The sequence below is a fragment of the Nocardioides sp. WJ219 genome (genome assembly GCF_058559815.1).
Genome location: NZ_JBZUJV010000009.1, coordinates 143,682 through 165,472 on the forward strand (window position 1 = coordinate 143,682; position 21,791 = coordinate 165,472).

Consider the following 21,791-nt stretch of genomic DNA (forward strand, 5'->3'; position numbering starts at 1 on the left):
ATGACCGCGTCTGACCGACCCCGCGTCGGCATCGTGATGGGCAGCGACTCCGACTGGCCGGTGATGAAGGAGGCCGCCGCCGCGCTCGCCGAGTTCGACGTCGCCCACGAGGCCGACGTCGTCTCGGCCCACCGGATGCCGGAGGAGATGCTCGCCTACGGCAGGGACGCCGCCGGCCGCGGGCTGTCGGTGGTCATCGCCGGTGCCGGGGGTGCGGCCCACCTGCCCGGCATGCTCGCCGCGGTGACGCCGCTGCCCGTGATCGGGGTGCCGGTGCCGCTGAAGACCCTCGACGGGCTCGACTCGCTGCTCTCGATCGTGCAGATGCCGGCCGGGGTGCCGGTGGCCACCGTCGCGATCGGCGGCGCCCGCAACGCCGGGCTGCTCGCCGTGCGCATCCTGGCCGCGGCCGACCCCGACCTGCAGGAGCGGATGGTCGCCTTCCAGGACGACCTGCGGAAGACGGCCCAGGACAAGGGCGCTGCCGTGCGTGGTGACAGCGGTGGCCGGCGGCTCGGCTTCTAGGACGTCCGACCGCGGCCGCCTCGTCGCGATCGACGTCGCGCGGTGCCTGGCCCTGCTGGGCATGATGGCCACCCACGTGCTCGACGCGCGCACGCCCGAGGGCGACCTGACGACCGCGCAGTGGCTCGCGGGCGGCCGGGCCTCGGCCCTGTTCGCCGTGCTGGCCGGGGTGTCGATCGCGCTGGTCAGCGGCCGGCGTACGCCGGTCCGGGGGCGCGAGCGCCTCGACGTCTCCCTCGCCCTGCTGGTGCGGGCCCTGCTGGTGGGCGCGCTGGGCCTGGTGCTGGGCATCCCCGACACCGGGATCGCGGTGATCCTCACCTACTACGCCGTGCTCTTCGTGCTCGGGCTGCCGTTCCTCGGGCTGACCTGGCGGCCCCTGCTCGTCCTCGCGGTCGGCTGGGCCGCGGTGGCGCCGGTGGTCAGCCACGTGCTGCGGCCGGAGCTGCCGGAGCGTCGCTTCGACAGTCCCCGGCCCGGTCAGCTCGACGACCTGGGCCCCCTGGTCTCCGAGCTGCTCCTCACCGGCTACTACCCGGCGGTGCCGTGGCTGGCCTACCTGCTGCTGGGCCTGGCGATCGGCCGGATGGGCCTCCGCTCGCGCCGGGTCGCGGCGACCCTGGCCGGCGCCGGGCTGGCGGTCGCGGTGACGGCGACCGTGGTCTCCCACGCGCTGACCGACTCGCGGTTCACGCCCGCCGAGCTCGTCGACGCGGAGGGCGGGATGTACGGCCAGACGCCCACCGACGACGCGCGCTGGTTGCTCCTGGTCGCCCCGCACTCGACGACGCCGTTCGACCTGGCGCAGACCGGCGGCAGCGCCGCGCTGGTGATCGGCCTCTGCCTGCTGGTCGTCGGCGCGGTCGGCGACGTGTCCCGCACGGGGGAGCGGTTCGTCCAGGTCGTCTTCGGCGCCGGCGCGATGACGCTGACCCTCTACACCCTGCACCTGGTGATGAAGACCGAGCCGGTCTGGCCGGCCGAGGAGCCCGACACCTACGTCTGGCACGTCCTGGCGGTGCTCTGGATCGGTGGCGCGTACGCCGCCCTCGGTCGGCGCGGGCCGCTGGAGTGGCTGGTCGGGTGGCTGTCCCGCCGGGTCAGGCTGGGCGGGATCAGGCGCCGGTCCTCGTCAGCACGTGCTTGAACCGCGAGTAGTCGTCGATCGAGCGCAGCGACAGCTCGGCGCCGTAGCCGGAGGCCCCGAACCCGCCGAAGGGCATCTCGGCGACGGTGGTGAGGTGGTCGTTGACCCAGACGGTGCCGAAGTCGAGCGCGGCGCTGAACCGCTCGGCCCGGGCCAGGCCGGTGGTCCACACGCCGGCCGAGAGCCCCTGCTCGACGCCGTTGGCCAGCGCGAGCAGCTCGTCGTCGGAGCCGGCCCGTTGGACGGTCACCACCGGGCCGAACACCTCGCGCTGCACGACCTCGGCGTCCTGGCGCACCCGGGTCAGCACCGTGGGGGCGTGGAACCAGCCGTCCCGGTCGAGGCGCTGGCCGCCGGTGAGCACCTCGGCGCCGTCGGCGACCGCACGCTCGACGAAGCCGGCCACCCGGTCGAGGTGGCGCCGGCTGACCACGGGTCCGAGCCGGGTCTCCTCGTCGGCGGGGTCGCCGACCCGGAGGTCGTCGACCGCGGCCAGGTAGCGCTCGAGGAAGGCGTCGTGGACGTCGTCGGCGACCAGGAGGCGGCAGGCGGCGGTGCAGTCCTGCCCGGCGTTGAGGAACCCCGCCGGCACCAGGGTGGCCACGGCGTCGTCGAGGTCGGCGTCGCTGCAGACCACGACGGGCGCGTTGCCGCCGAGCTCGAGGTGCACGCGGGTCAGCGAGGCCGACGCGGTCTGCGCGACCGCGCTGCCGGTCGTGCTGTCGCCGGTGACCGAGACCAGCCGGACGCGGGGGTCGCGGACCAGGGCCTGCCCGACCTCGCCGTCGCCGAGCACGACCTGCAGCACCCCGGGCCCGAGCGCGACCTCGGCCAGCTCGGCCAGCCGCAGCGTCGAGCGGGGGGTGAGCTCCGACGGCTTGAGGACGGCGGTGTTGCCGGCCGCGAGCGCGGGGGCGGCCTTCCACACCGCCTCGAGCAGCGGGTAGTTCCACGGCGCGATCAGGGCCACCACGCCGAGCGGCTCGCGCCGCAGCGTCGAGGTCCGGCCGGCGGCGTAGGAGCCCGACCCGCCGGCGGGCACGCGGGCGGCGCCGGCCAGGAAGCGGATCAGGTCGACGACGCCGGGCAGCTCCTCGCGGGCGTGCACGATCGGCTTGCCGACGTCCTCGGCGTCGAGCCGGGTCAGCTCGTCGCCGTGCCGGGCCACCAGGTCGGCGAGGGCGAGCAGGGCGTCGGCGCGGTCACCCGGCGTACGCCGGGCCCAGCCGGGGAACGCCGCGGCCGCGGTGTCGACCGCGGCCGTGACGTCGTCCGGGCTGCTGGCCGGCACCCGCGACCTCACCTCGCCCGTGACGGGGTCGACCAGGTCGATCAGGTCGACCGGCATCAGCTGATCAGCTCGTCGATGCGCGAGTAGCCGTTGGCGTCGCCGCGGAGCACCCGGCTGCGGCGCCCGTCGATGCCGACGGGGACGTCGCCCGCGACGGTGATCCGGCGCATCTCGCGGTACTCGGTGCCGAAGTCGGCCACGGCGTAGTGCTGGGTGGCGCGGTTGTCCCACATCGCCACGTCACCGGGCTGCCAGGTCCACCGGATGGTGTTCTCGAGCTTGGTGATCCGGTTCTGCAGGAGGTTGAAGACCGTCGCCGACTCGCGGGCGTTGAGCCCGGTGAAGTTCTTCACGAAGTGGCCGAGCACGAAGGCGCGCTCGCCGGTCTCGGGGTGCACCCGCACCACCGGGTGCTCGGTCTCGAAGAGCTGGGCGGTGAAGTCGGCGCGGGTGTAGTTGGCGTCGGGCTCCTCCGACTCCTCGTCGTGGCTCAGCCGGGCGTAGTCGTAGCTGTTGGTGTGCACCGCCCACAGCTCGTCGACCAGGGCGCGCAGCGAGGTCGGGAGCGACTCGTAGGCGGCGACGGCGTTGGCCCACACGGTGTTGCCGCCGTACGGCGGGAGCACGACGGCGCGCAGCACGCTGATGGCCGGCACGCGGTCGACGAAGGTGACGTCGGTGTGCCAGGCGTTGGCCGCCATGCCCTTGTCGGCCGTCACCTTGAACACCCGGCCCGACCCGGTGTTGACCGTCGGGTGGGCCGTGGTGAGCGGGCCCATCGTCTCGGCGAAGGCCTGGTGGCCGGCGTCGTCGAGGTGGTGCTGGCCGCGGAAGAAGACCACCTTGTGCTCCAGCAGGGCGCTGCGCACCTGGGCCACGGTCACGGGGTCGAGGTCGCCGCCGAGGCGGACGCCGTCGATGCGGGCGCCGATGCGGCCGCCGAGGCGGTGCACCTCGACGTCGGTGGCGTGGGCGGTGTGCTCGGTGCGCTCGAGAGTGCTGGTCACGGGTCCTCCTCGGGTTGTCCTCCAGGCTGTCTCGCCTAGTTATAGTGAAACAATAGAGTTAAAAACCTGAGAACCGAAGCCGGGACCGCCCGCGAGCCAGACCGGCTTCGGCCACCTGCGATAGCGAATGTCTATCGCTGGTCGGCGGCGAGGCCCCGGGCGACGCCGAGCAGGGCTGCCGATGCCTCGGACAGGGTGCCCTCGCGCCAGACCAGGTGCACCGCGGCCCGGCTCGGCGGCTCGAGGCGGGCCAGGCGGGCGCCCTTGGCCCCGGCCTCGGCGGCCATCGCCTCCGGCAGCAGCGCCGCGCCGGCGCCGGCCAGCACGAGCGGCACGAGGCTGGCGACGTGGGCGGTCTCGACGGCGACCTCCGGCACCAGGCCCGCGGCCTCGAAGCGCTCGTCGAGCAGCGTGCGCAGGGCGCTGCCGGGCGGGGTGCAGATCAGCCCGTGGTGCTGCAGGTCGCCGACGTCGGCCACCAGGCCGTGCTGCGGCCCGGTGCCCGGGGGCAGCACGGCGACCAGGTCGAGGTCGACCATGTGCAGGCTGGTCAGCGGGGGACCGGGCGGGGTGCCGGCGAGCAGGCCGAAGTCGACCTCGCCGGCGCGCACCTGTTCCACCACCACGACCCGGCTCGCCGGGTCGGTGACCTGCAGCTGCAGGCCGGGCCGCAGCTGTCGCAGCTCGCCGACCACGCGCACCAGCGGGTCCAGCGCCCAGACGGTGTTGGTCACCACGCGCACCTGGGCGAACGCGCTGTCGCCGGAGCCGCGGACCGCCACCTCGGCCTGGGCGAAGGCGCGCAACGTGCGCCGCGCCGGCCGCACGAGCGCCTCGCCGGCCGGCGTGAGCCGCACACCCCGCCCGTGCCGGGCGAACAGCGTCTCGCCGAGCTCGCGCTCCAGGCCCCGGATCGCGTACGACAGCGACGGCTGGGCGATGGTCAGCACGCGCGCGGCGTGGGTGAAGCTGCCGGCCTCGGCGATCGCGAGGAAGTACTCGAGCTGGCGGCGGTCCACCCGTTAAGCGTCCTGGTCGACCTCGACGGTGCGCGACGTGGCCCCCGCCGAGCGGTCGGCGATGCCGATCCGGGTGCTCTCGCGGGGACGGACGGCGCCGCGGACGGTGATCTCGACCAGGCCGGCGTCGAAGGCCGCCTCCACCTGGGTGGCCTCGGTGCCCTCCGGCAGCGTGATCACCCGCCGGAAGGCGCCGTGCGGCCGCTCGCGGACGTAGAAGTCGGCGTGCGCCTCGCCGCCGGTCGCCCCCCGGGCGCCCGAGACGGTCAACGCGCCGTGCTGCAGGTGCAGGTCGACGTCGTCGGGCGCGACGCCGGCGAGCTCGACCCGGATCACCAGGTCGTCGCCGCGGGCGAGGATGTCGGTCGGCGGCACCCACGCCGAGGCGTGGGTGCGCTCGGTGACCTCGGCGCCGTGGTCGGTGCCGTGGATGCCGAGCGAGCGGAGCCGACCGAGCTCGCTGACGTAGTCGGTGACGCCCTCGAAGGGGTTGCGTCGCTGGGGCACGGTGGTGGTCCTCTCGGGGCAGGGGATGGGGGGTGGGGTCGTCAGTCGCGGTCGGGGGCCGCGACCAGCACCTCGGCCCGGTCGTCGTCGTCGACGCGGTCGGTGCGGTGCTCCTCGCGCAGCGCCTTGACCCACGACCAGGCGACCAGGACGAGCACCACCGCGAACGGCACCGACCCCAGCACGGCCGCCTGCTGCAGCGCGACCAGCCCCCCGACCAGCAGCATCGCGCACGCGATGCCGCCCATCAGGACGCCGAGCACGACGACCACGAGCCGCGACGGGTGCAGCGAGCCGCGCGAGGCCATCGTGGCCATCACGACGCTGGCGGCGTCGGCGCCGCTGATGAAGAACAGCGCGATCAGCACCACGCAGAGCGCCGAGCTGATGATCGGCAGCGGCAGGGCGTCGAGGGCCGTGAAGAGCGAGAGCTCCGGCGTGGCCAGCGTGCCGAGGATGTCGGCCTTGCCGCTCTCCTGCAGGTCGATCCCGGTGCCGCCGACGACGGCGAACCAGAGGAACCCGAAGCCGGTGGGCGCGGCGACCACGCCGATGACGAACTCGCGGATGGTGCGGCCGCGCGAGATGCGGGCGACGAACATGCCGACGAACGGCGCCCACGAGGCCCACCAGGCCCAGTAGAAGATCGTCCAGCCGGCCATCCACTGCTCGTCGCCCACGCCGGTCTCCAGCGACATCGGGAAGACCTGGATGACGTAGTCGCCGATCGACTCGATGCCGTTGGAGATCACCAGCACCGTCGAGCCGCCCACGACGAGGAAGAACACGAACAGGCCGATGGTGGCGAAGGCGCCGAGGTTGGCCAGGAAGTTGATGCCCTTCTCGACCCCGGACGTCGCGGAGACCAGGAACAGCGAGGTCACCACCACGATGATCACGACCGCGACGGTGTCGGACTTCGGCACGTCGAAGAGGTACTCCAGGCCGCTGTTGAGCTGGAGGCCGTTGAGGCCGAGGGCGGTGGCGGTCCCGAACAGCGTGGCGACGATGGCGAGGGCGTCGACGACGCGGCCGATCGGCTTGGTGGTGACGTCGGGTCCGAACAGCGGCGTGAGCGTCGCGCTGACCAGGGTCGGCAGGTTCTTGCGATAGCTGAAGTAGGCCATCGCGCCGCCCATCACGGCGTACATCGCCCAGCCGTTGAACCCCCAGTGGAAGTAGGTGTAGCGCAGGGCCGTCTTGGTGGCCTCCTCGCTCTGCGGCTCGGCGAGGCCGTGCGGCGGGTTGCTCCAGTGGGTGACAGGCTCGGCGACACCGTAGAACAGCAGGCCCGCGCCGAGCCCGGCCGCGAACATCATCGAGACCCACGAGAAGGTCCCGAACGTCGGGCGCGAGTCGTCGGGCCCGAGACGGGTCCGGCCCCAGGGGTGGATGACGAGGAAGACGCAGAGCGCCAGGGCGCTGAACGCGAGCAGCACGAACGACCAGCCGAAGTTGCCGATCACCCAGTCCAGGCTGGTCTTCATCACCTTGCCCAGGCTGTCGGGGGCGAACAGCCCCCAGCCCACGAAGGCGGCGATGAGGAGGGCCGACCCCCAGAAGACGACCGGATCGACGCCCTTGACCACGCGGTTCATCGTGCCTCCGTGCTGTTGTCCATTGGTCATGTCTAGTGACAAAGTCGAGATAATCTACAACAGCTCGCGGGCGTCTCGTACCAGCGGCCACGTCCGCGGTACCCGCGACCGATCCGCCCGGCCTCCGGGGCCGACAGCATCGACGCGTGAGTGAACCGCGCTCCGAGCGCCTGCTGTGGCCCGACGTCGCCAAGGGCGCGTGCATCGTCCTGGTGGTGCTGTGGCACGTGACCCCCAAGGACTACCTGCCGCTGCCGTGGGACACCGCGGTGCCGGTGACCGGCGCGTGGGGTGCCCTCTCGGAGTCGCTGCTGCCGGTGCGGATGCCGTTGTTCTTCCTCGTCTCGGGCCTGTTCGCCCACTCGGTGCTGCAGCGGCCGTGGCGGCGGGTGCTGGACGACCGGGTGGCGCCCCTCCTGCTCCTGTTCCTGCTGTGGACCCTGGTCCACACGGTCGTGCTGCGGTTGACCCCGGACTTCGACACCGCGGTCGCCCACGGCCCGGGGGACCTGCTCGAGCAGCTGACCGTCACCCCCGGCAACCTCTGGTACCTCCTGGCCCTGGCGGTGTACGTCGTCGTCGCGCGCGTCACGCGTACCGCCCCGCACGTCGCGCTGGCGGGCGCGCTGCTGCTCAGTGCGGTCGCGTACGCCGGGTGGGTGCCGACGCCGGGCAACCGGGCGGGCCTGCTGACCAACCTGGTGTGGTTCCTGCTCGGCACCCGGGTCGCGCACCTGCCCCCGCGGGCGCGCGCCCTGCTGCTGCCGGACGCGCGCCGGACGGTCCTGCTCGCGGTCGCGGCGTTCGTCGGCGCGGCGCTGGTGTGGCAGGTGCTGGGGGCCGACCACTGGCTCGGGGTGCGACCCGTGCTCGGGCTCCTCGGCGTCGCCGCCGGCGCCGGCGTGGCGGTGCTCGCGGGTCGCACCCGGCTGGGCGCGCCGCTGGCCCGGCTCGGTCGACGGACGCTGCCGGTCTACGTCCTGCACCTGCCGCTGGTCGCGCTCGCCCACCTGGCGTCGGCGTCCCTGGTCGGCGAGGGCGGCGCGCTGTCGCGGTCGCTCCCGCTCGCCACCGCCTACCCGCTGGTGGTGACGGCCGCCGTGCTCGCGGCCTCGCTGGCCCTGCACCGGCTGCTGCTCGGCTGCGGGGCCGGGTGGGCGTTCAGCCCACGAGTCCGTGCTCGTGGGCGTAGACCACGATCTGCACGCGGTCGCGCAACCCCAGCTTGCGCAGGATCGCGCCGACGTGGGTCTTGACGGTCGACTCGCTGGCGAAGACCAGAGCACCGATCTCGCTGTTGGAGCGGCCGCGGGCCACGTGGTCGAAGATGTCGCGCTCCTTGTCCGTCAGCCCCAGGTAGGCGGCCGGGGTCGGGCGCCGCGTGGTGAAGCTGCCAGCCATCAGCGCGGTCAGGTCGCCGGGGGCGAGGACGGCGTTGCCGGCGTGCACGGTGCGGATCGCGTCACGCAGCTGGACCGGGGTGGTGTCCTTGAGCAGGAACCCGCTGGCGCCGTACCGGATGGCCGTCGCGGCCCGGTCGTCGAGGTTGAAGGTGGTGAGCACGACGACCCGCAGCGGCCGCTGCCGGCCGGCGACCCGGACGGGGGAGAAGACCTGCCGGGTCGCCTCGACGCCGTCCATCTCCGGCATCCGGATGTCCATCAGCACGACGTCGGGGTCGAGCTCGTCGACCAGGCGCACGGCCTCGACGCCGTCGGCGGCCACCCCGACCACGCCCATGCCGTCCTGGGCGTCGATGATGACGCGCACGCCCTCGCGGAACAGCTCCTGGTCGTCGACGAGCAGCACCCGGATGTCGGGGGACGTGGGGGACTGGTCGGTCATCGGGGACCCAACGGTACCCACGCCGTGACCGTGAACGTCGTGACGTCGTCCTCCTCGCGACGGCGCGCGTCGAGCCGACCGCCGACGGCCTCGAGCCGTTGGCGCATGCCGTCGAGACCGCGTCCGCGCTCGCGGACCTGCGCGTCGCGGTCGACGGCGTTGCGGACCTCGACCCGCAGCTCGTCGGTCAGCGTGTCGTCGGGCCAGTGCCGCTCCACGAAGACCGGCTCGTCGCGGAGCCCGTGCTTGACGGCGTTGGTGAGCATCTCCTGGAGCACGCGGTAGGCCGTCACCTCGAGCTCGGGCGGCAGCGGCCGCGCGGTGCCGAGCTCGCGCACCACGACCTCGTGCCCGCCGGCGCGCACGCCGTCGACCAGGGTGTCGAGCGGGCGCGTCTCGGCGGGGGCGCCCTGGGGGGCCGACAGCACCTGGCGCACGTCCTGCAGCGACGAGCGGGCCGAGCCCGCGATGGTCGCCATCGTCTGCTTGAGGCGGGCCGGGTCGTCGTCGGGGAGGTACTGCGCCGACTCGGCCTGCGCCAGGATCACGGCGAGCGAGTGCCCTACGACGTCGTGCACGTCGCGGGCCAGCCGGGCCTGCTCCTCCCGGAGCCTGGCGATCTCGCGGGCCTGCTCGGTCTGCTGCACGGCCAGCGCAGCGCGCTCCTCGGCGCGGTTCTGCGAGACGCCCGAGTCGACCGCCCGCCGGGCGAAACGCACGGTCAGCCCGGCCAGCCACGGTCCGGCCAGCACCGTGCCGGCTGCGAGCAGGGCGGTGGCGATCCCGCTGGGACTGGCGGCGGAGAACAGGCGGCGCGTCTCGACGCCGAGGGGGGAGTAGATGAAGGTGTCGTACCCGATGAGGTAGAGGGTGAGCAGGGCGGCGATCACCACGAGGGGGATCGACATCCCGGCCGCCACGACGGTGCCGACCCGGCCCCAGCGCGCGGCGCCGTACAGCACGAGCACGAGTGACAGCTCGACGTACATCGGCTGCACCTCGCCGAGGAGGTGCATCAGGGCCAGCACCCAGGCCAGGCCCAGGGCGACGCTCGGCGCGCGACGCGACAGGGCCGCGGCGAGGGCGGTGAGGGCGGCGACGGCGCAGAGGGTCCCGAAGGACGACGGCGTCACCAGCGACGGGTAGGAGAGGTAGGGGTCGACCGTGTAGACCGCGGCGGACTCGGCCTCGCGGATCCCCAGCACCAGCAGGACGACCCCGACCACCAGCTCGGGTGCCCAGGGACGCAGGCGCTCGATCGCCCGGTCGATCGCTCGGTCGTCCATCCGGCGCGAGGCTACCGAGTGCCCGCGAGCGCGTCGCGCACGAGCAGGTCGAGGAGGGCGGGGTAGGGGAGGCCGGCGGCCGCGAACATCCGCGGCACCTGCGACTGCTCGGTGAACCCGGGCATCGTGTTGACCTCGTTGAGCACCGGGTGGTGGCCGTCGGGGCCGTCGGCCCAGAAGAAGTCGACGCGGGCCACACCGGCGCAGCCCAGCGCGTCGTAGACGGCGACCGCGGCCTCCTCGAGCGCCTTGGTCTCGTGGTCCTCGAGGTCGGCCGGGATGCGGAAGTCGGCGGTGCCGTCGTACTTCTCCTCGAAGCCGAAGACGCCGTCGGTCACGATCTCGAGGGTCGGTGCCACGACCCGGCCGCCGTCGGGGCGGCGGAGCACGGCGACGTCGACCTCGCGGCCGACCACGACGTCCTCGACCAGCACGCGGTCGTCGAGGGCGAAGGCCGCCGCGAGCGCGTCGTCGAGACCGGCGGGGTCGTCGACCAGGGTGACGCCGTGGCTCGACCCGGCGGCGACCGGCTTGACGACCACCGGGTGCGTCCACGTGTACGCCGGACGGGTCAGCAGCACGCCGGGCGCGGTCGCGACGCCGACCGCGCCGGCCACCAGCTTGGTGGCCCACTTGTCCATGGCGAGGGCTCCGGCTCGGACGCCCGAGCCGACGACCGGCAGGCCGGCGAGGTCGCCGAGCGCCGCGAGGGTGCCGTCCTCGCCGTGCGGGCCGTGGACGACCGGCAGCAGCACGTCGCAGCGGCGCAGCACGCACGCGGCCCCGGTGAGCCCGATCGGGCGGCCGCCGCCGTCGAGCCAGGTGCCGTGCGGGTCGATGGTGAGGCGGACGACCTCGTAGGCCTGCGGGTCGAGAGCCGCGGCGACCGAGGCGGCCGAGGCGAGCGAGACGTCGTGCTCGCAGCTGGCGCCACCGCCGACGACCGCGACCCTCACGCGGCCCACGAGCGCACCACCCGGGCACCGATGCCGGTGACGATCTCGTGCTCGATGGTGCCGGCCCACGCTGCCCACTCGGCTGTCGTCGGCTCGCCGAGGTGCCCCGGTCCGAAGATCGTGGCCTCGTCGCCCACCGCGACCGGGTGGTCGCCGGCGTCGACGACCACCTGGTCCATCGACACCCGGCCCACGACCGGGCGCCGGCGTCCGCCCAGCGACACCTCGGCGCGTCCCTCGCAGACCCGGGGCAGCCCGTCGGCGTACCCGACCGGGAGCAGGGCGAGCGTGGTCGGCCGGTCGGTGGTCCAGGCCTGCCCGTAGCCGACCGCGGTGCCGGTGCCCACCCGGCGTACGCCGACGACGGGTGCGGTGAGGGTGAGCGCGGGGGCGAGCCGGGTCGTGCCGCTGGGGTCGATGCCGACGAGCCCGGCGCCGACGCGGCACATCGTGTGCACCGACGCGGGGTCGGTCAGGGTGGCGGCCGTCGCCGCGAGGTGGCGCAGCGGCGGACGCAGCCCCGCGGCCCGGGCGACGCGGAGCCCCCAGTCGAAGCGGGCCCGGCCCACGGCGTTGGCCGGGTGGCCCGGCACCTCGGCGCACCCGAGGTGACCCATCACGCCGACGACCCGCACCCGGCCGTCGCGCTCGGCGTCCCGGGCGGCGCGGCACAGCGCGGGCCACGCACCGGGGGAGGCACCGTCGCGGGCCATGCCGGTGTCGAGGTGGAGGTGGATGCGGGCCCCGACGGCCGAGCGGACGACCGCGTCGAGGTGGTCGCGGTCGGGCACGGCGAGGTCGATCCGCCCCGCGACGGCGGCGGTGTAGTCGGCGTCGACCGCGTTCAGCCAGCTCAGCACCGGCGCACCGAGACCGGCGGCGCGCAGCGCGAGCGCCTCCTCGATGCTGGTGACGCCGAGCCAGGAGGCGCCGTGGGCCAGGGCGGTGCGGGCGACGCCGACGGCGCCGTGGCCGAAGCCGTCGGCCTTGACGACCGCCATCAGCGCGCCCGGGGTGCGGGCGGCGAGCAGCGCGGTGTTGGCGGCGACGGCGTGGTGGTCGACGGACAGGCGGGCGCTCATGCGCTCGCCGGACCGGGGGCGGGGACGGGGAGGGCTGTGGGCACACGACGACGCTAGGTCTGCCGCGGGGTGGTCCGGATCGTCCTCGGGTGCCGCCGGGTTGGCCGCAGGTACCGGACGGTCGGTCCTGGGCGGGTCAGTCGCCGCGGACGCGGCCGCGCAGCGACTTGGTCTGCCCGCGCTGCTTCTTCGCCTCCAGGCGGCGCCGTTGCGACCCCTTGGTCGGCCGGGTGGCCCGGCGCGTCGGCGGCGGCGGCAGCAGGGCGTCGCGCAGGCGGGCGGCCAGCCGCTCGCGGGCGGCGACCCGGTTGCGGTGCTGCGAGCGGTGCTCGGAGGCGACCACGACGACCGGCGAGCCCAGCCGGCCGACGACCCGCGCCCGCTGGGCGTCGCTGAGGGCCGTCGAGGCCAGCACGTCGTACTCCAGCTCGACGCGGCTGTCGGTGGTGTTGACCGACTGCCCGCCCGGCCCCGAGGACCGGCTGAAGCGCTCGACCAGCTCGACGGCGGGGACGGTCACGCCGGGCCGGACCTCCAGGTCGGACCCCGGCGCCCCGGTCACGACTCCCGGCGGCGGTACTCGATGGCGGGACAGGTGTCCATCACCATCGCCACGCCGGCCGCCCGGGTGCGTGCGAACGCCGCCTCGTCGACGACGCCGAGCTGGAACCAGACGCCGCGGGCGCCGATCGCCACCGCCTGGTCGGCGAACTCGCCGGCGTGCTCGGAGCGCCGGAAGACGTCGACCACGTCGACCGGGAACGGCACGTCCGCCAGGGTCGCGTAGCCCTGCTCGCCCAGCACCTCCGCGGCGTCGGGGTTGATCGGGACGATCGTCTTGCCCCGCCGCTGCATCATCGCGGCGATCGAGTACGCCGTCCGGTCGGTGTTGGTGGTCAGGCCCACCACGGCCCACACCGTGCAGTCGTCGAGCATCATCGCGACGGCGGCGGGGTCCTGCCAGTCGGGGGAGGTGGCCATCCCGGCACGCTAGTCCAACCGGTCAAGCGCACCGGGCGGGCGGACCGGGCGGGCGGATCAGTCAAATTCGGTCGCATACCGTCCGGCACCCGGGGTACATCACGGCGTGAGCCGCCGGGATCCCCCCACTCGGCGGCTCCTTCACCCGGGCACATCCGGGGTCGCCAGGCCGCCCTGCGGGCCCCACGCGTCCCACGGAAACGCTTGCGCCTCGGATGACGGCATGTCAACATCACTTTTGGGGATCTCGACTGGGAGATCCCGCTCCGGAAGGTAGCTCGCACATGGGGTCGAGTCGCACCGTCAGTGACGCACGTCGTCGAGTCGAGACAACGCGCTTGCTCCTCCGAGCGCGCGAGGCCGGCGGCGCCGAGCGCAGCCGCTACGAGGACGAGGCGATCCGCCTCAACATGCAGGTCGCCACCGACGTCGCCCGGCGCTACCACGGTCGGGGCATCCCGGCCGAGGACGTCGACCAGGTCGCCTACCTCGGGCTGGTCAAGGCCGTGCGCGGCTTCGACCCGGCGGTCGGGGACGACTTCCTCAGCTACGCGGTGCCGACGCTGCGCGGGGAGATCCGCCGCTACTTCCGTGACTCCGGGTGGGCGGTCCGCCCGCCGCGCTCGGTGCAGGAGGTCCAGCCCCGGGTGACGCTCGCCGACGCCGAGCTGACCCAGCAGCTGGGGCGCAGCCCGCTCCCCGCCGAGGTGGCGCTGCACCTGGACGTGCCGCTGACCCTCGTCGTCGACGCGATGTCGGCCACCGGTTGCTTCAGCCCGGTCTCCCTCGACGCCCCGCGGCCCGACGGTGAGAGCGTCGAGTCGCCGATCGACCGGATGGGCCAGCTCGACCCGGCCTTCGCCAGTGCCGAGGCGCGCGTCGCCCTGGGTCCGCTGATGGACTCGCTGCCCCCGCGTGAGCGGCGGATCCTCGAGCTGCGCTACTTCGAGAACCGCACCCAGGCCCAGATCGGCGCCGACGTCGGGATCAGCCAGGAGCAGGTCTCCCGGCTGCTGACCGGCATCCTGCGCAAGATGCGCCGCTCGCTCGCCGCCTAGTCCTCCGACTCGGCCGGGAAGATCCGCGGCAGCCGTGACGCCCTGCCGGTGAACCGCGGCGCGCGCTTCTCCCGGAACGCCGCGACGCCCTCCTTGCCGTCGCCGACCGAGGTGTGCCACATCGCCACGGAGTCCGAGAGGTGCGCCTCGAGCGGGTGGTCGGCGGCGCTGTTGCGGTAGACCAGCTGCTTGGCCAGCGCGACCGCGACGGGGGAGCGGTCGACCACGAACGACCTGGCCAGCTCCAGGGCGGCCGGCAGCAGCTCATCGGGCTCGTGCACCGAGCGCACCAGCCGGCCGGCGTGCGCGGCCTCGGCGGTGAGGACCTCCGCGGAGTAGATCCACTCCAGTGCCTGGGAGACGCCGACGATCCGCGGCAGGAACCAGGTCGACGCCGCCTCCGGCACGATCCCGAGCCGGCCGAAGACGAAGCCGATCCGGGCCCGGGTCGAGGCGAGCCGGAGGTCCATCGCCAAGGTCATCGTGGCGCCGATCCCGACGGCGGGACCGTTGATCGCGGCGATCACCGGCTTGGGCAGTGCGTGGATGGCGAGGGTGACCCGGCCGCCGGTGTCGCGGACGCCGTCGGCGTACGCCGGGTCGTCGAACCGCTCGCGGAGCGTCTCGGGGGTGACGTCGAGGGTCTCGTCGAGACCGAACACGTTGCCCTCGGCCGAGAGGTCCATCCCGGCGCAGAACGCCCGGCCGGCGCCGGTCACCACGACGGCGCGCACGTCGTCGTCGAGCGCGTCGGTGGTGAACACCGCGAGCAGCTCGCGCGCCATGGTCAGGTCGAAGGCGTTGAGCGCGTCGGGCCGGTCCAGGGTCAGGGTCGCGACGCCGTCGGCGTCGACCGACCAGTCCAGGGTCTGGTAGCTCACGGCCGGACTCCGTTCGGGGTGCACTGCTCGTCGGTGATCCGGTCGGTCTCGTCGTCGGCGATCGCCTTCAGCAGCGGGTCGGCGCGGTCGCGGTCCCAGACCTCGGCCGAGCCGTCGGTGACCGGCATCGTGCAGGTGCGGTTGTCGCCGTTGCTCGTGCGCGTCATCGCGAGCGCCCACCGGCTGGCGTCGAGCGCGCTGGTGCCCTCGCCGAACCGGAAGAACGACGGGACGGCGTCGTTGAGCCGCCACCAGCGCACCGGGTTGATCACCGACCACGGCGAGAGGACCTTCTCGCCGATGGCGCCGATCACCTCGCGCTGGCGGCGGACGCGCTCGAGGTCGCCGAGGGCCGACTCCTTGCGCGAGCGGGAGTAGGCCAGCGCGGTCTTGCCGTCGACCTCCTGCTCGCCCTTGCGCACGTCGAGCCCGGCCAGCGGGTCCTTGAGCCGCTCGCGCGGGTTGATGGTGATGCCGCCGACCGCGTCGACGACGTCGACGACGCCGCCGAGCCCGATCTCGACGTACTCGTCGACCCGGACGCCGGTCTCGGCCTCGACGACGCGGGTCAGCAGCCGCGCGCCGCCCTGGGCGTAGGCGCCGTTGATCTTGCCGGAGTAGAACCCCCGGTCGACCCGGCTGTCGCGGGGGATCGACAGCAGCACGCTCGGGCCGTCGCCGGTGTGCAGCAGCATCATCGTGTCGGTGAGCTCCGACTGCGGGTTGCCGGTGGCCAGCTCCTTGCGCTCGGCCTCGGTGAGGTCGCCCCTCGAGTCGCTGCCCACGAGCAGGTACGTCGTCCCGTCCTGCTCGCCGGGACGGTCGGCGTCGGGCTCGAAGTCGACCCGGTCGGCGCTCTGCCAGGTGATGAACGGGACGGCCACGGTGTAGAGCACCCAGACGAGCAGCAGCGCCAGGACCACCCGGACGTAGAAGAACGGGTTGGACCGGCGCTTGGCCCAGAAGCCGCCGCCCTGGCGACGCGGCGGCGGGCCGGGCTGGAACGGCGGCGGGGGACCGGGCTGGTGCGGCGGCGGCACCGGCTGCTGTCGCGGGGGCTGCTGGGGCGGCTGCTGGGGTTGGTCGGGCCGGGGCTGCACGGGCAGCCGGCGGGTCGCCTCCGGGTCGTCGCCGGGGCTGCCCGGCCGCTGGCCGTACAGCCAGCCGAACTCGGGTCCGTCGTCGGGCCCCCGGCTCCCCGGGCGATCGCTCATGACGCGAGACGCTACCGGTCGTCCGGTCGCGAGAGGGGTTCGGCAGCCGATCCTCCCTCGCTCGGCGCGTCTGCACGCCTGTGACTCCTGTGACTGGTGATACTGACGGACGGTCTGCTTCCTTCCCCAGGCAGAGGTTCTTCCCCTGATGTCTTCCGTGTCACCCGTTTCCTACCGCGCGCTGTCGTCGACCCCGGTCGCCCGACGTGCCGCCCAGGTGCGCTTCCGGCGTGCCCTGTCCCTGATGCTGATGACCCTGCTCGCCCCGGGCTCGGCCCAGGTCGTCGCCGGCAACCGCCGGGTCGGGATGGTCGCGTTCGTGATCTACGTCGGCGCGCTCGCCCTCGGCGTGGTCGCCGTCGCTGCGCTGCTGGTCGACCGCACGCTGGTGATCACCTTCGCCACCGACACCGCGCTGCTGTTCTGGCTCAACGCCGCGCTGGTCGTCGGCGCGCTGGGCTGGGCCGCGCTGCTCCTCGACGCCTGGCGGATCGGGCAGCCGCTGAGCTACTCGATGACGCACCGCCGGGTCTCGGTCGGCGTCAACGGCCTGCTCGTGCTCGGCGTCGCCGGCGTGCTGCTGTTCAGCGCCCACCTGGTCTCGGTCCAGCGCGACTTCATCCTCACCACCTTCGGCGACGGCTCGGCCAGCGACGCCCACGCCGGGCGCTACAACGTGCTGCTGATGGGCGGCGACGCCGGTGCCGGGCGCTGGGGCTCGCGCACCGACTCGATGACGGTGGCCTCGATCGACGCCGAGACCGGCCGCACCGTGCTGGTCGCGCTGCCGCGCAACCTGACCCGGTTCCCGTTCCGCGAGGGCACGGTGATGGCCGAGCAGTTCCCCGACGGGTTCGACTGCGAGGGCTGCATGCTCAACGGCGTCAGCACCTGGGCCGAGGACAACCGGGAGCTCTTCCCCGGCTCCGAGGACCCCGGCATCGACGCCACCATCTCGGCCGTCGAGGGCGTCACGGACCTGCGGATCAACTACTGGGCGATGGTCAACCTCGAGGGCTTCAAGAACCTGGTCGACGCCGTCGGCGGCGTCACCCTCACCGTGCGCCAGCCGATCCCGATCGGGCTGCCCGGCGACGCCGTCACCGGCGAGATCGAGGCCGGCACCCGCGAGCTCGACGGGTTCGAGACGCTGTGGTTCGCCCGCGCCCGCGAGGGCTCCGACGACTACTCACGGATGGCCCGCCAGAAGTGCGTGATGAACGCACTGCTCCAGCAGGTCAGCCCCGCCCAGGCCGTGCGCAACTTCGAGAGCATCGCCCGGGCGACCTCCGACATGGTCAGGACCGACCTGCCGGCCTCCGAGCTCGACCGGTTCGTCGACCTCGCGCTCAAGGCCCGCAGCCAGAAGATGGCCTCGGTCTCGCTGGTGCCGCCGATGATCGACACCGCCCACCCCGACATCGACCTGGTGCACCGCAAGGTCGCCGAGGCGATCGACCGGGCCGAGGGCGACGCGCCCGCGCCGCGCAAGGGTGGGGGCGGGCCGAAGCCCGACGCCACCGCCGTCACCGGTGGGTCGATCGGCTCCCTCCAGGAGGGCTACGCCGCCAACCAGGCCGACGACCTGGCCGCGTCCTGCTAGGACAGGTCCCACCCGGCCACCACGGCGTCGTACGTCGCGCGGTCGGGCGCCACGACCAGTCCGTCCCGACGCGCCCGCGGCTCGTAGGTCCCGCCGTCGGGGGTGCGGACGACGCCGCCCGCCTCGGTGACCAGCAGCAGGCCCGGGGCGTGGTCCCAGGGCTGGCAGTGCCAGTAGACGAGGTAGTCGGCGGCACCCTCGACCAGGCGCGGGTAGTCGACGCCGCAGGCGACCCACGACTGCTCCAGCGGGGCGTGACCGACCAGCGCGTGCCCCACCCAGGAGCGGCGGGAGGTGACGCCGCGCCACCCCTGCGCCGATCCGGTCGGGGGCGTCGTCGTCAGCCGCTCGCCGTTGCAGAACGCGCCGGCGCCGCGCTCGGCGACGTACATCGCCTCGTGCTGCGGCTGCCAGATCCACGAGCGCACGACGTCGCCACCGCGCAGCTCGGCCACCATCACGGCGTGGTCGGGCGAGCCGTGCACGAAGTTCTTGGTGCCGTCGACCGGGTCGACGGTGAAGGCGTGCTCGGCGGCGGCGTAGCGCGCCAGCACGTCCGGGTCGGCCGCGGTGGCCTCCTCGCCGAGCACCACCGCCCCGGGGTAGGCCGACTCCAGCACGTCGGTGATCAGCACCTCGGCCTCGCGGTCGGCCACGGTGACCAGGTCGCCGGGGTTCTTCTCGCTCACGTCGCCCTCGCCGAGCAGCCGGAACCGCGGGGTGATGACCTCGGCGGCGACGTCGCGGAGCAGGGCAGCGATGTCATCGGTCTCCACGGGCTCACCGTAGGGTGTCGGCCGTGGCGGTGACGGCGGTGGTGGTGACGTTCAACCGCCTGGGGCTCCTCCAGCGCCTGGTGGCCCGGCTCCGCGAGGTGCCCGAGGTGACCGAGGTCCTCGTCGTCGACAACGCCTCGACCGACGGCACGGGGGAGTGGCTGCGCGACCAGGACGGTCTCGACCGCGTCGTCGTGCGCACCCTGGCGACCAACACCGGCGGGGCCGGCGGGTTCGCCGACGGCCTGGGCTGGGCGGTGGAGCGGGGCGCTGACCTCGTCTGGCTGATGGACGACGACGGCCTGCCCGAGCCCGACTGCCTCGCCGGCCTCCTGGAGCACGAGGGCGACCTCGACCTCTGGGGTCCGGCCGTGCTCGCCGAGCAGGACCCGTCGCGGCTGTGCTTCCCGATCCGGCTGCCGGGCGGCACCACGGTCGTGCACCGGATGGCCGACGTCGAGGCCGCCGCGCGCGACGGCCTGGTGCGCGGCGTCGTGATCCCCTTCAACGGCGTCCTGGTCACCCGTGCCCTGGTCGAGCAGATCGGGGTCCCGCGGGCGGAGTTCTTCATCTGGGGCGACGACGTCGAGTACCTCTGGCGGGCCGAGCGTGCCGGCGCCCGGATCGCGACCGTGGTCGCCGCCCGGTTCGCGCACCCGGCCACCGACGACCTCGGCACCCCGATGATGCGCGGGCGGACGACGTACAACCACACGCCGAGCGACCTCAAGCACTACTGCATGGCCCGCAACAACACCGTCAACCTGCGCACCTACCGCGGCTGGCCGCACGTGCTGATGTTCTGGGTCAAGACCCTCTGGTTCTACGCCTTCACCCGGCGCCAGCCGGCCCGGATCCCGATGAGTGCCCGGGCCGCCTGGGCCGGCGTCCGCGGCGACTTCACCGGGCACCGGCGGTACCTCCGGTGACAGGTGCCGCGACGGGGACCGCCGAGACCGTCGGCGTCGTCGTCGTCACCTACAACCGGGCCGACCTGCTGGCCCGGGTGCTCGCCGGCCTGGCCGCCCAGGAGCGGGTACCCGACCTGGTGGTCGTGGTCGACAACGCCAGCACCGACCACACCCGCGCCGTCCTCGACGCGGCGCCGGCCGGGCTGCCGCTCGAGCGGGTGCACCTCGACGACAACACCGGCGGCGCCGGCGGGTTCCACACCGGGGTGCGGACGGCGTACGCGCGCGGGGTCGACCGGATCTGGCTCATCGACGACGACGTGGTGCCGGCGCCCGACTGCCTCGCGGTGCTGATGAGCCACGACGAGGCGTGCCTGACCGCGGTCCGCGAGGACCTCGCCGGCGCCCTGGTCGAGAAGGCCGCGACCCGCTTCGACCTCGACAACCCGCTGGCGATCAAGCCCAAGACCGGCATGGTCGAGACCGAGTTCGGCACCCGCGCCGCGATGCCCGAGCTGGTCGAGGTCGAGAACGTCGCCTTCGAGGGCTTCCTGGTGCGCCGTGAGGTCGTCACCGAGATCGGGCTGCCCGACCCGGCGTACTTCATCTTCTACGACGACGTCGACTACGCCCTGCGCGCCCGCCGCACGGGCCGGCGGATCTGGGCGGTGCGCGACGCGGTGCTCGTCCGCCAGCTCGACTTCGACCAGCAGCACGACCTGGCGGGGTGGAAGGGCTACTACATGTACCGCAACCTCTTCGTCGTCCACCGCCGCTACGGCGCCAACCGGCTGGTGCGCGCCAAGCCCTGGCTCGTGGCGCTGGCCGTGGTGGTGCTCAGCCCGCTGCGCGGCGGCCGCGCCGAGGCCGGCAACGTGGTGCGGGCGGTGCGGGACGCGCGCCGGATGGACCGGCTCTCCGCCGAGGCCGAGCCCCAGCCGCGCTGACTCAGGCGTCGACGGTCTCGCGCTGCTCGGCCTGCAGCCGCGGCCGCAGCCCGATGGTGTTGCCCGTGGCCAGGGCGGCGACCCAGACGGTGAACGAGCCGACCGCGGCACCGGCGATCACGTCGACGAAGTAGTGCCAGCCGAGGTAGAGGGTCGACATCATCGTGAGCACCAGGAAGACCCACGACAGGACGCGGATCCACCGGGGGAGGCCGACGTACTGGGCGATCAGGCAGATGGTGACCATGATCCCGCAGTGCAGCGACGGGAAGGCGGCGATGGTCTGCAGGGTGCCGGCACCGAAGACGTCTCCCAGCACCGCGACCCGGTCGGACCAGAGCACGTCGACCAGGTTGGAGTTGTAGGTGTGCGGCAGGTCGCCGAACTGGTCGCGCTGCGCGGCGGTGAAGACCGGGCCCAGCGACGGCACGGCGAAGTAGATGGCCGCGCCGAGCATCCAGTCGAGGGCGACCGCGGTGACGTACCAGGAGCTGGCCGGACGGTGCCGGACGAAGACCAGCGCGATGGCGATGGTGGCCGGCACCAGCACGATCCAGACGAAGTAGACGCCGCTGAAGAAGTGCGCCGCCCAGCCGGTGCCGAAGAAGTCGTGCATCACCACGGCGGGGTCGTGGCCGAACCACAGCCACTGGTCGAGCTCGCGCAGCTCGGCGTCCCAGTTCTTGCCGTTGACGAACGGGACGTAGCTCTTGAGGTTGCGGAAGGTGGCGTAGGTCAGGTACCAGGCGCCCACCCCGCTGACCGCGAAGAGCAGCTGGGTCCGGTGCCAGCGGTCGCGCGCCACCTCACCCCACCGGAACCCGTTGCGGTCGCGGCGGGCGCGCCACAGCGTGACCCCGATGATGTCGAGGGCGATGGCGCCCAGGATGATCGCGGGCATCCGGACGTAGGCGGGGACGCCGGCGACGACCGCGTCGGGGTCGAGGACCGGGACCTCGGAGATCGCGGCGAGCAGCCCCGTCGCGACGGCCATGGCGAAGCCGGCGACCCAGGCCCAGGCGAAGTTCAGCTCCAGGGCGGCACGCAGACCGGCGTGCGGACGAGGCTCTTCCATCCGGCCAGGGTAAATCGTGCGCCCGGGAAATGGCGCATCACCGGGCCGGGTGCGCGGCAGGTGTGAGGTAGTCGTGGGCGCG

22 protein-coding genes are annotated in these 21,791 nt (G+C 73.8%); 7 read left to right on the forward strand and 15 right to left on the reverse strand.

Annotated features, from left to right (window positions below; all coding sequences use genetic code 11):
- Both purE and AC4MBH_RS18885 read left to right on the forward strand, forming a co-directional pair.
- The gene (purE, locus tag AC4MBH_RS18880) at positions 1-525 is read left to right on the forward strand and encodes a 5-(carboxyamino)imidazole ribonucleotide mutase (protein ID WP_491796903.1); all 525 of its coding nucleotides are present in this window, start codon (positions 1-3) and stop codon (positions 523-525) included.
- The gene (locus AC4MBH_RS18885; protein ID WP_491796905.1) at positions 491-1,672 is read left to right on the forward strand and encodes a heparan-alpha-glucosaminide N-acetyltransferase domain-containing protein; all 1,182 of its coding nucleotides are present in this window, start codon (positions 491-493) and stop codon (positions 1,670-1,672) included. The genes purE and AC4MBH_RS18885 overlap by 35 nt, the downstream gene beginning before the upstream one ends.
- Here AC4MBH_RS18885 and AC4MBH_RS18890 read toward each other — a convergent pair.
- The 5 genes from AC4MBH_RS18890 to AC4MBH_RS18910 all read right to left on the reverse strand — a co-directional run bounded on the left by AC4MBH_RS18890 (position 1,641) and on the right by AC4MBH_RS18910 (position 7,094).
- Positions 1,641-3,020, reverse strand: a complete 1,380-nt coding sequence (locus AC4MBH_RS18890) for an aldehyde dehydrogenase family protein (protein ID WP_491796906.1) — start codon at positions 3,018-3,020, stop codon at positions 1,641-1,643. The two genes, AC4MBH_RS18885 and AC4MBH_RS18890, sit on opposite strands and share 32 nt — an antisense overlap.
- Positions 3,020-3,970 carry a TauD/TfdA dioxygenase family protein gene (locus AC4MBH_RS18895; RefSeq protein WP_491796908.1) on the reverse strand — a complete coding sequence of 317 codons (951 nt, stop codon included), beginning with the start codon at positions 3,968-3,970 and terminating at the stop codon, positions 3,020-3,022. The genes AC4MBH_RS18890 and AC4MBH_RS18895 overlap by 1 nt, the downstream gene beginning before the upstream one ends.
- Before the next feature lie 131 nt (positions 3,971-4,101).
- Complete coding sequence (locus tag AC4MBH_RS18900) at positions 4,102-4,989, reverse strand: LysR family transcriptional regulator (RefSeq protein ID WP_491796910.1); 888 nt, start codon at positions 4,987-4,989, stop codon at positions 4,102-4,104.
- A gap of 3 nt (positions 4,990-4,992) precedes the next feature.
- Positions 4,993-5,496 carry an Hsp20/alpha crystallin family protein gene (locus tag AC4MBH_RS18905; RefSeq protein WP_491796911.1) on the reverse strand — a complete coding sequence of 168 codons (504 nt, stop codon included), beginning with the start codon at positions 5,494-5,496 and terminating at the stop codon, positions 4,993-4,995.
- 41 nt (positions 5,497-5,537) lie between these two features.
- A complete protein-coding gene (locus AC4MBH_RS18910) occupies positions 5,538-7,094 on the reverse strand; it encodes a BCCT family transporter (protein WP_491796913.1) in 1,557 nt (518 codons plus the stop codon).
- Positions 7,095-7,240: 146 nt separating this feature from the next.
- Between AC4MBH_RS18910 and AC4MBH_RS18915 the strand changes: the two genes are divergently transcribed.
- Positions 7,241-8,350: an acyltransferase family protein gene (locus AC4MBH_RS18915; protein ID WP_491796915.1), complete on the forward strand. Its 1,110-nt coding sequence runs from the start codon at positions 7,241-7,243 to the stop codon at positions 8,348-8,350.
- On the opposite strand, the gene AC4MBH_RS18920 is transcribed toward AC4MBH_RS18915, so the two are convergent.
- The 6 genes from AC4MBH_RS18920 to AC4MBH_RS18945 all read right to left on the reverse strand — a co-directional run bounded on the left by AC4MBH_RS18920 (position 8,256) and on the right by AC4MBH_RS18945 (position 13,244).
- Positions 8,256-8,939: a response regulator gene (locus AC4MBH_RS18920; protein WP_491796916.1), complete on the reverse strand. Its 684-nt coding sequence runs from the start codon at positions 8,937-8,939 to the stop codon at positions 8,256-8,258. The genes AC4MBH_RS18915 and AC4MBH_RS18920 overlap by 95 nt on opposite strands.
- Complete coding sequence (locus AC4MBH_RS18925; protein WP_491796918.1) at positions 8,936-10,225, reverse strand: sensor histidine kinase; 1,290 nt, start codon at positions 10,223-10,225, stop codon at positions 8,936-8,938. Before AC4MBH_RS18925 ends, AC4MBH_RS18920 begins: the two co-directional genes overlap by 4 nt.
- Before the next feature lie 11 nt (positions 10,226-10,236).
- Positions 10,237-11,181, reverse strand: coding sequence for a D-alanine--D-alanine ligase family protein (locus AC4MBH_RS18930; RefSeq protein ID WP_491796920.1), 945 nt, complete (start codon positions 11,179-11,181; stop codon positions 10,237-10,239).
- A complete protein-coding gene (gene alr, locus AC4MBH_RS18935; protein WP_491796922.1) occupies positions 11,178-12,263 on the reverse strand; it encodes an alanine racemase in 1,086 nt (361 codons plus the stop codon). The genes AC4MBH_RS18930 and alr overlap by 4 nt, the downstream gene beginning before the upstream one ends.
- Before the next feature lie 136 nt (positions 12,264-12,399).
- On the reverse strand, positions 12,400-12,825 hold the full coding sequence (gene arfB / locus AC4MBH_RS18940; protein ID WP_491796924.1) for an alternative ribosome rescue aminoacyl-tRNA hydrolase ArfB: 426 nt from the start codon (positions 12,823-12,825) through the stop codon (positions 12,400-12,402).
- The gene (locus AC4MBH_RS18945) at positions 12,822-13,244 is read right to left on the reverse strand and encodes a CoA-binding protein (protein WP_491796925.1); all 423 of its coding nucleotides are present in this window, start codon (positions 13,242-13,244) and stop codon (positions 12,822-12,824) included. The genes arfB and AC4MBH_RS18945 overlap by 4 nt, the downstream gene beginning before the upstream one ends.
- A 338-nt stretch (positions 13,245-13,582) precedes the next feature.
- Between AC4MBH_RS18945 and AC4MBH_RS18950 the strand changes: the two genes are divergently transcribed.
- The gene (locus AC4MBH_RS18950) at positions 13,583-14,302 is read left to right on the forward strand and encodes a sigma-70 family RNA polymerase sigma factor (protein WP_491796927.1); all 720 of its coding nucleotides are present in this window, start codon (positions 13,583-13,585) and stop codon (positions 14,300-14,302) included.
- Here AC4MBH_RS18950 and AC4MBH_RS18955 read toward each other — a convergent pair.
- Complete coding sequence (locus AC4MBH_RS18955) at positions 14,299-15,183, reverse strand: crotonase/enoyl-CoA hydratase family protein (RefSeq protein ID WP_491796928.1); 885 nt, start codon at positions 15,181-15,183, stop codon at positions 14,299-14,301. The two genes, AC4MBH_RS18950 and AC4MBH_RS18955, sit on opposite strands and share 4 nt — an antisense overlap.
- Positions 15,180-16,397, reverse strand: a complete 1,218-nt coding sequence (locus AC4MBH_RS18960; RefSeq protein WP_491796930.1) for an LCP family protein — start codon at positions 16,395-16,397, stop codon at positions 15,180-15,182. The genes AC4MBH_RS18955 and AC4MBH_RS18960 overlap by 4 nt, the downstream gene beginning before the upstream one ends.
- Positions 16,398-16,545: 148 nt before the next feature.
- Between AC4MBH_RS18960 and AC4MBH_RS18965 the strand changes: the two genes are divergently transcribed.
- Positions 16,546-18,000, forward strand: coding sequence for an LCP family protein (locus AC4MBH_RS18965; RefSeq protein ID WP_491796932.1), 1,455 nt, complete (start codon positions 16,546-16,548; stop codon positions 17,998-18,000).
- Here AC4MBH_RS18965 and AC4MBH_RS18970 read toward each other — a convergent pair.
- A complete protein-coding gene (locus AC4MBH_RS18970; RefSeq protein ID WP_491796934.1) occupies positions 17,997-18,776 on the reverse strand; it encodes an inositol monophosphatase family protein in 780 nt (259 codons plus the stop codon). The two genes, AC4MBH_RS18965 and AC4MBH_RS18970, sit on opposite strands and share 4 nt — an antisense overlap.
- Before the next feature lie 23 nt (positions 18,777-18,799).
- Between AC4MBH_RS18970 and AC4MBH_RS18975 the strand changes: the two genes are divergently transcribed.
- Positions 18,800-19,705 (forward strand): glycosyltransferase family 2 protein, encoded by a 906-nt coding sequence (locus AC4MBH_RS18975; protein ID WP_491796936.1) that lies wholly within the window; start codon positions 18,800-18,802, stop codon positions 19,703-19,705.
- On the forward strand, positions 19,702-20,634 hold the full coding sequence (locus tag AC4MBH_RS18980) for a glycosyltransferase family 2 protein (protein WP_491796938.1): 933 nt from the start codon (positions 19,702-19,704) through the stop codon (positions 20,632-20,634). The genes AC4MBH_RS18975 and AC4MBH_RS18980 overlap by 4 nt, the downstream gene beginning before the upstream one ends.
- Position 20,635: 1 nt before the next feature.
- Here the strand turns inward: AC4MBH_RS18980 and AC4MBH_RS18985 are convergent, their stop codons facing one another.
- Complete coding sequence (locus tag AC4MBH_RS18985) at positions 20,636-21,709, reverse strand: phosphatase PAP2 family protein (RefSeq protein WP_491796939.1); 1,074 nt, start codon at positions 21,707-21,709, stop codon at positions 20,636-20,638.
- Between the last annotated feature and the right edge of the window lie 82 nt (positions 21,710-21,791).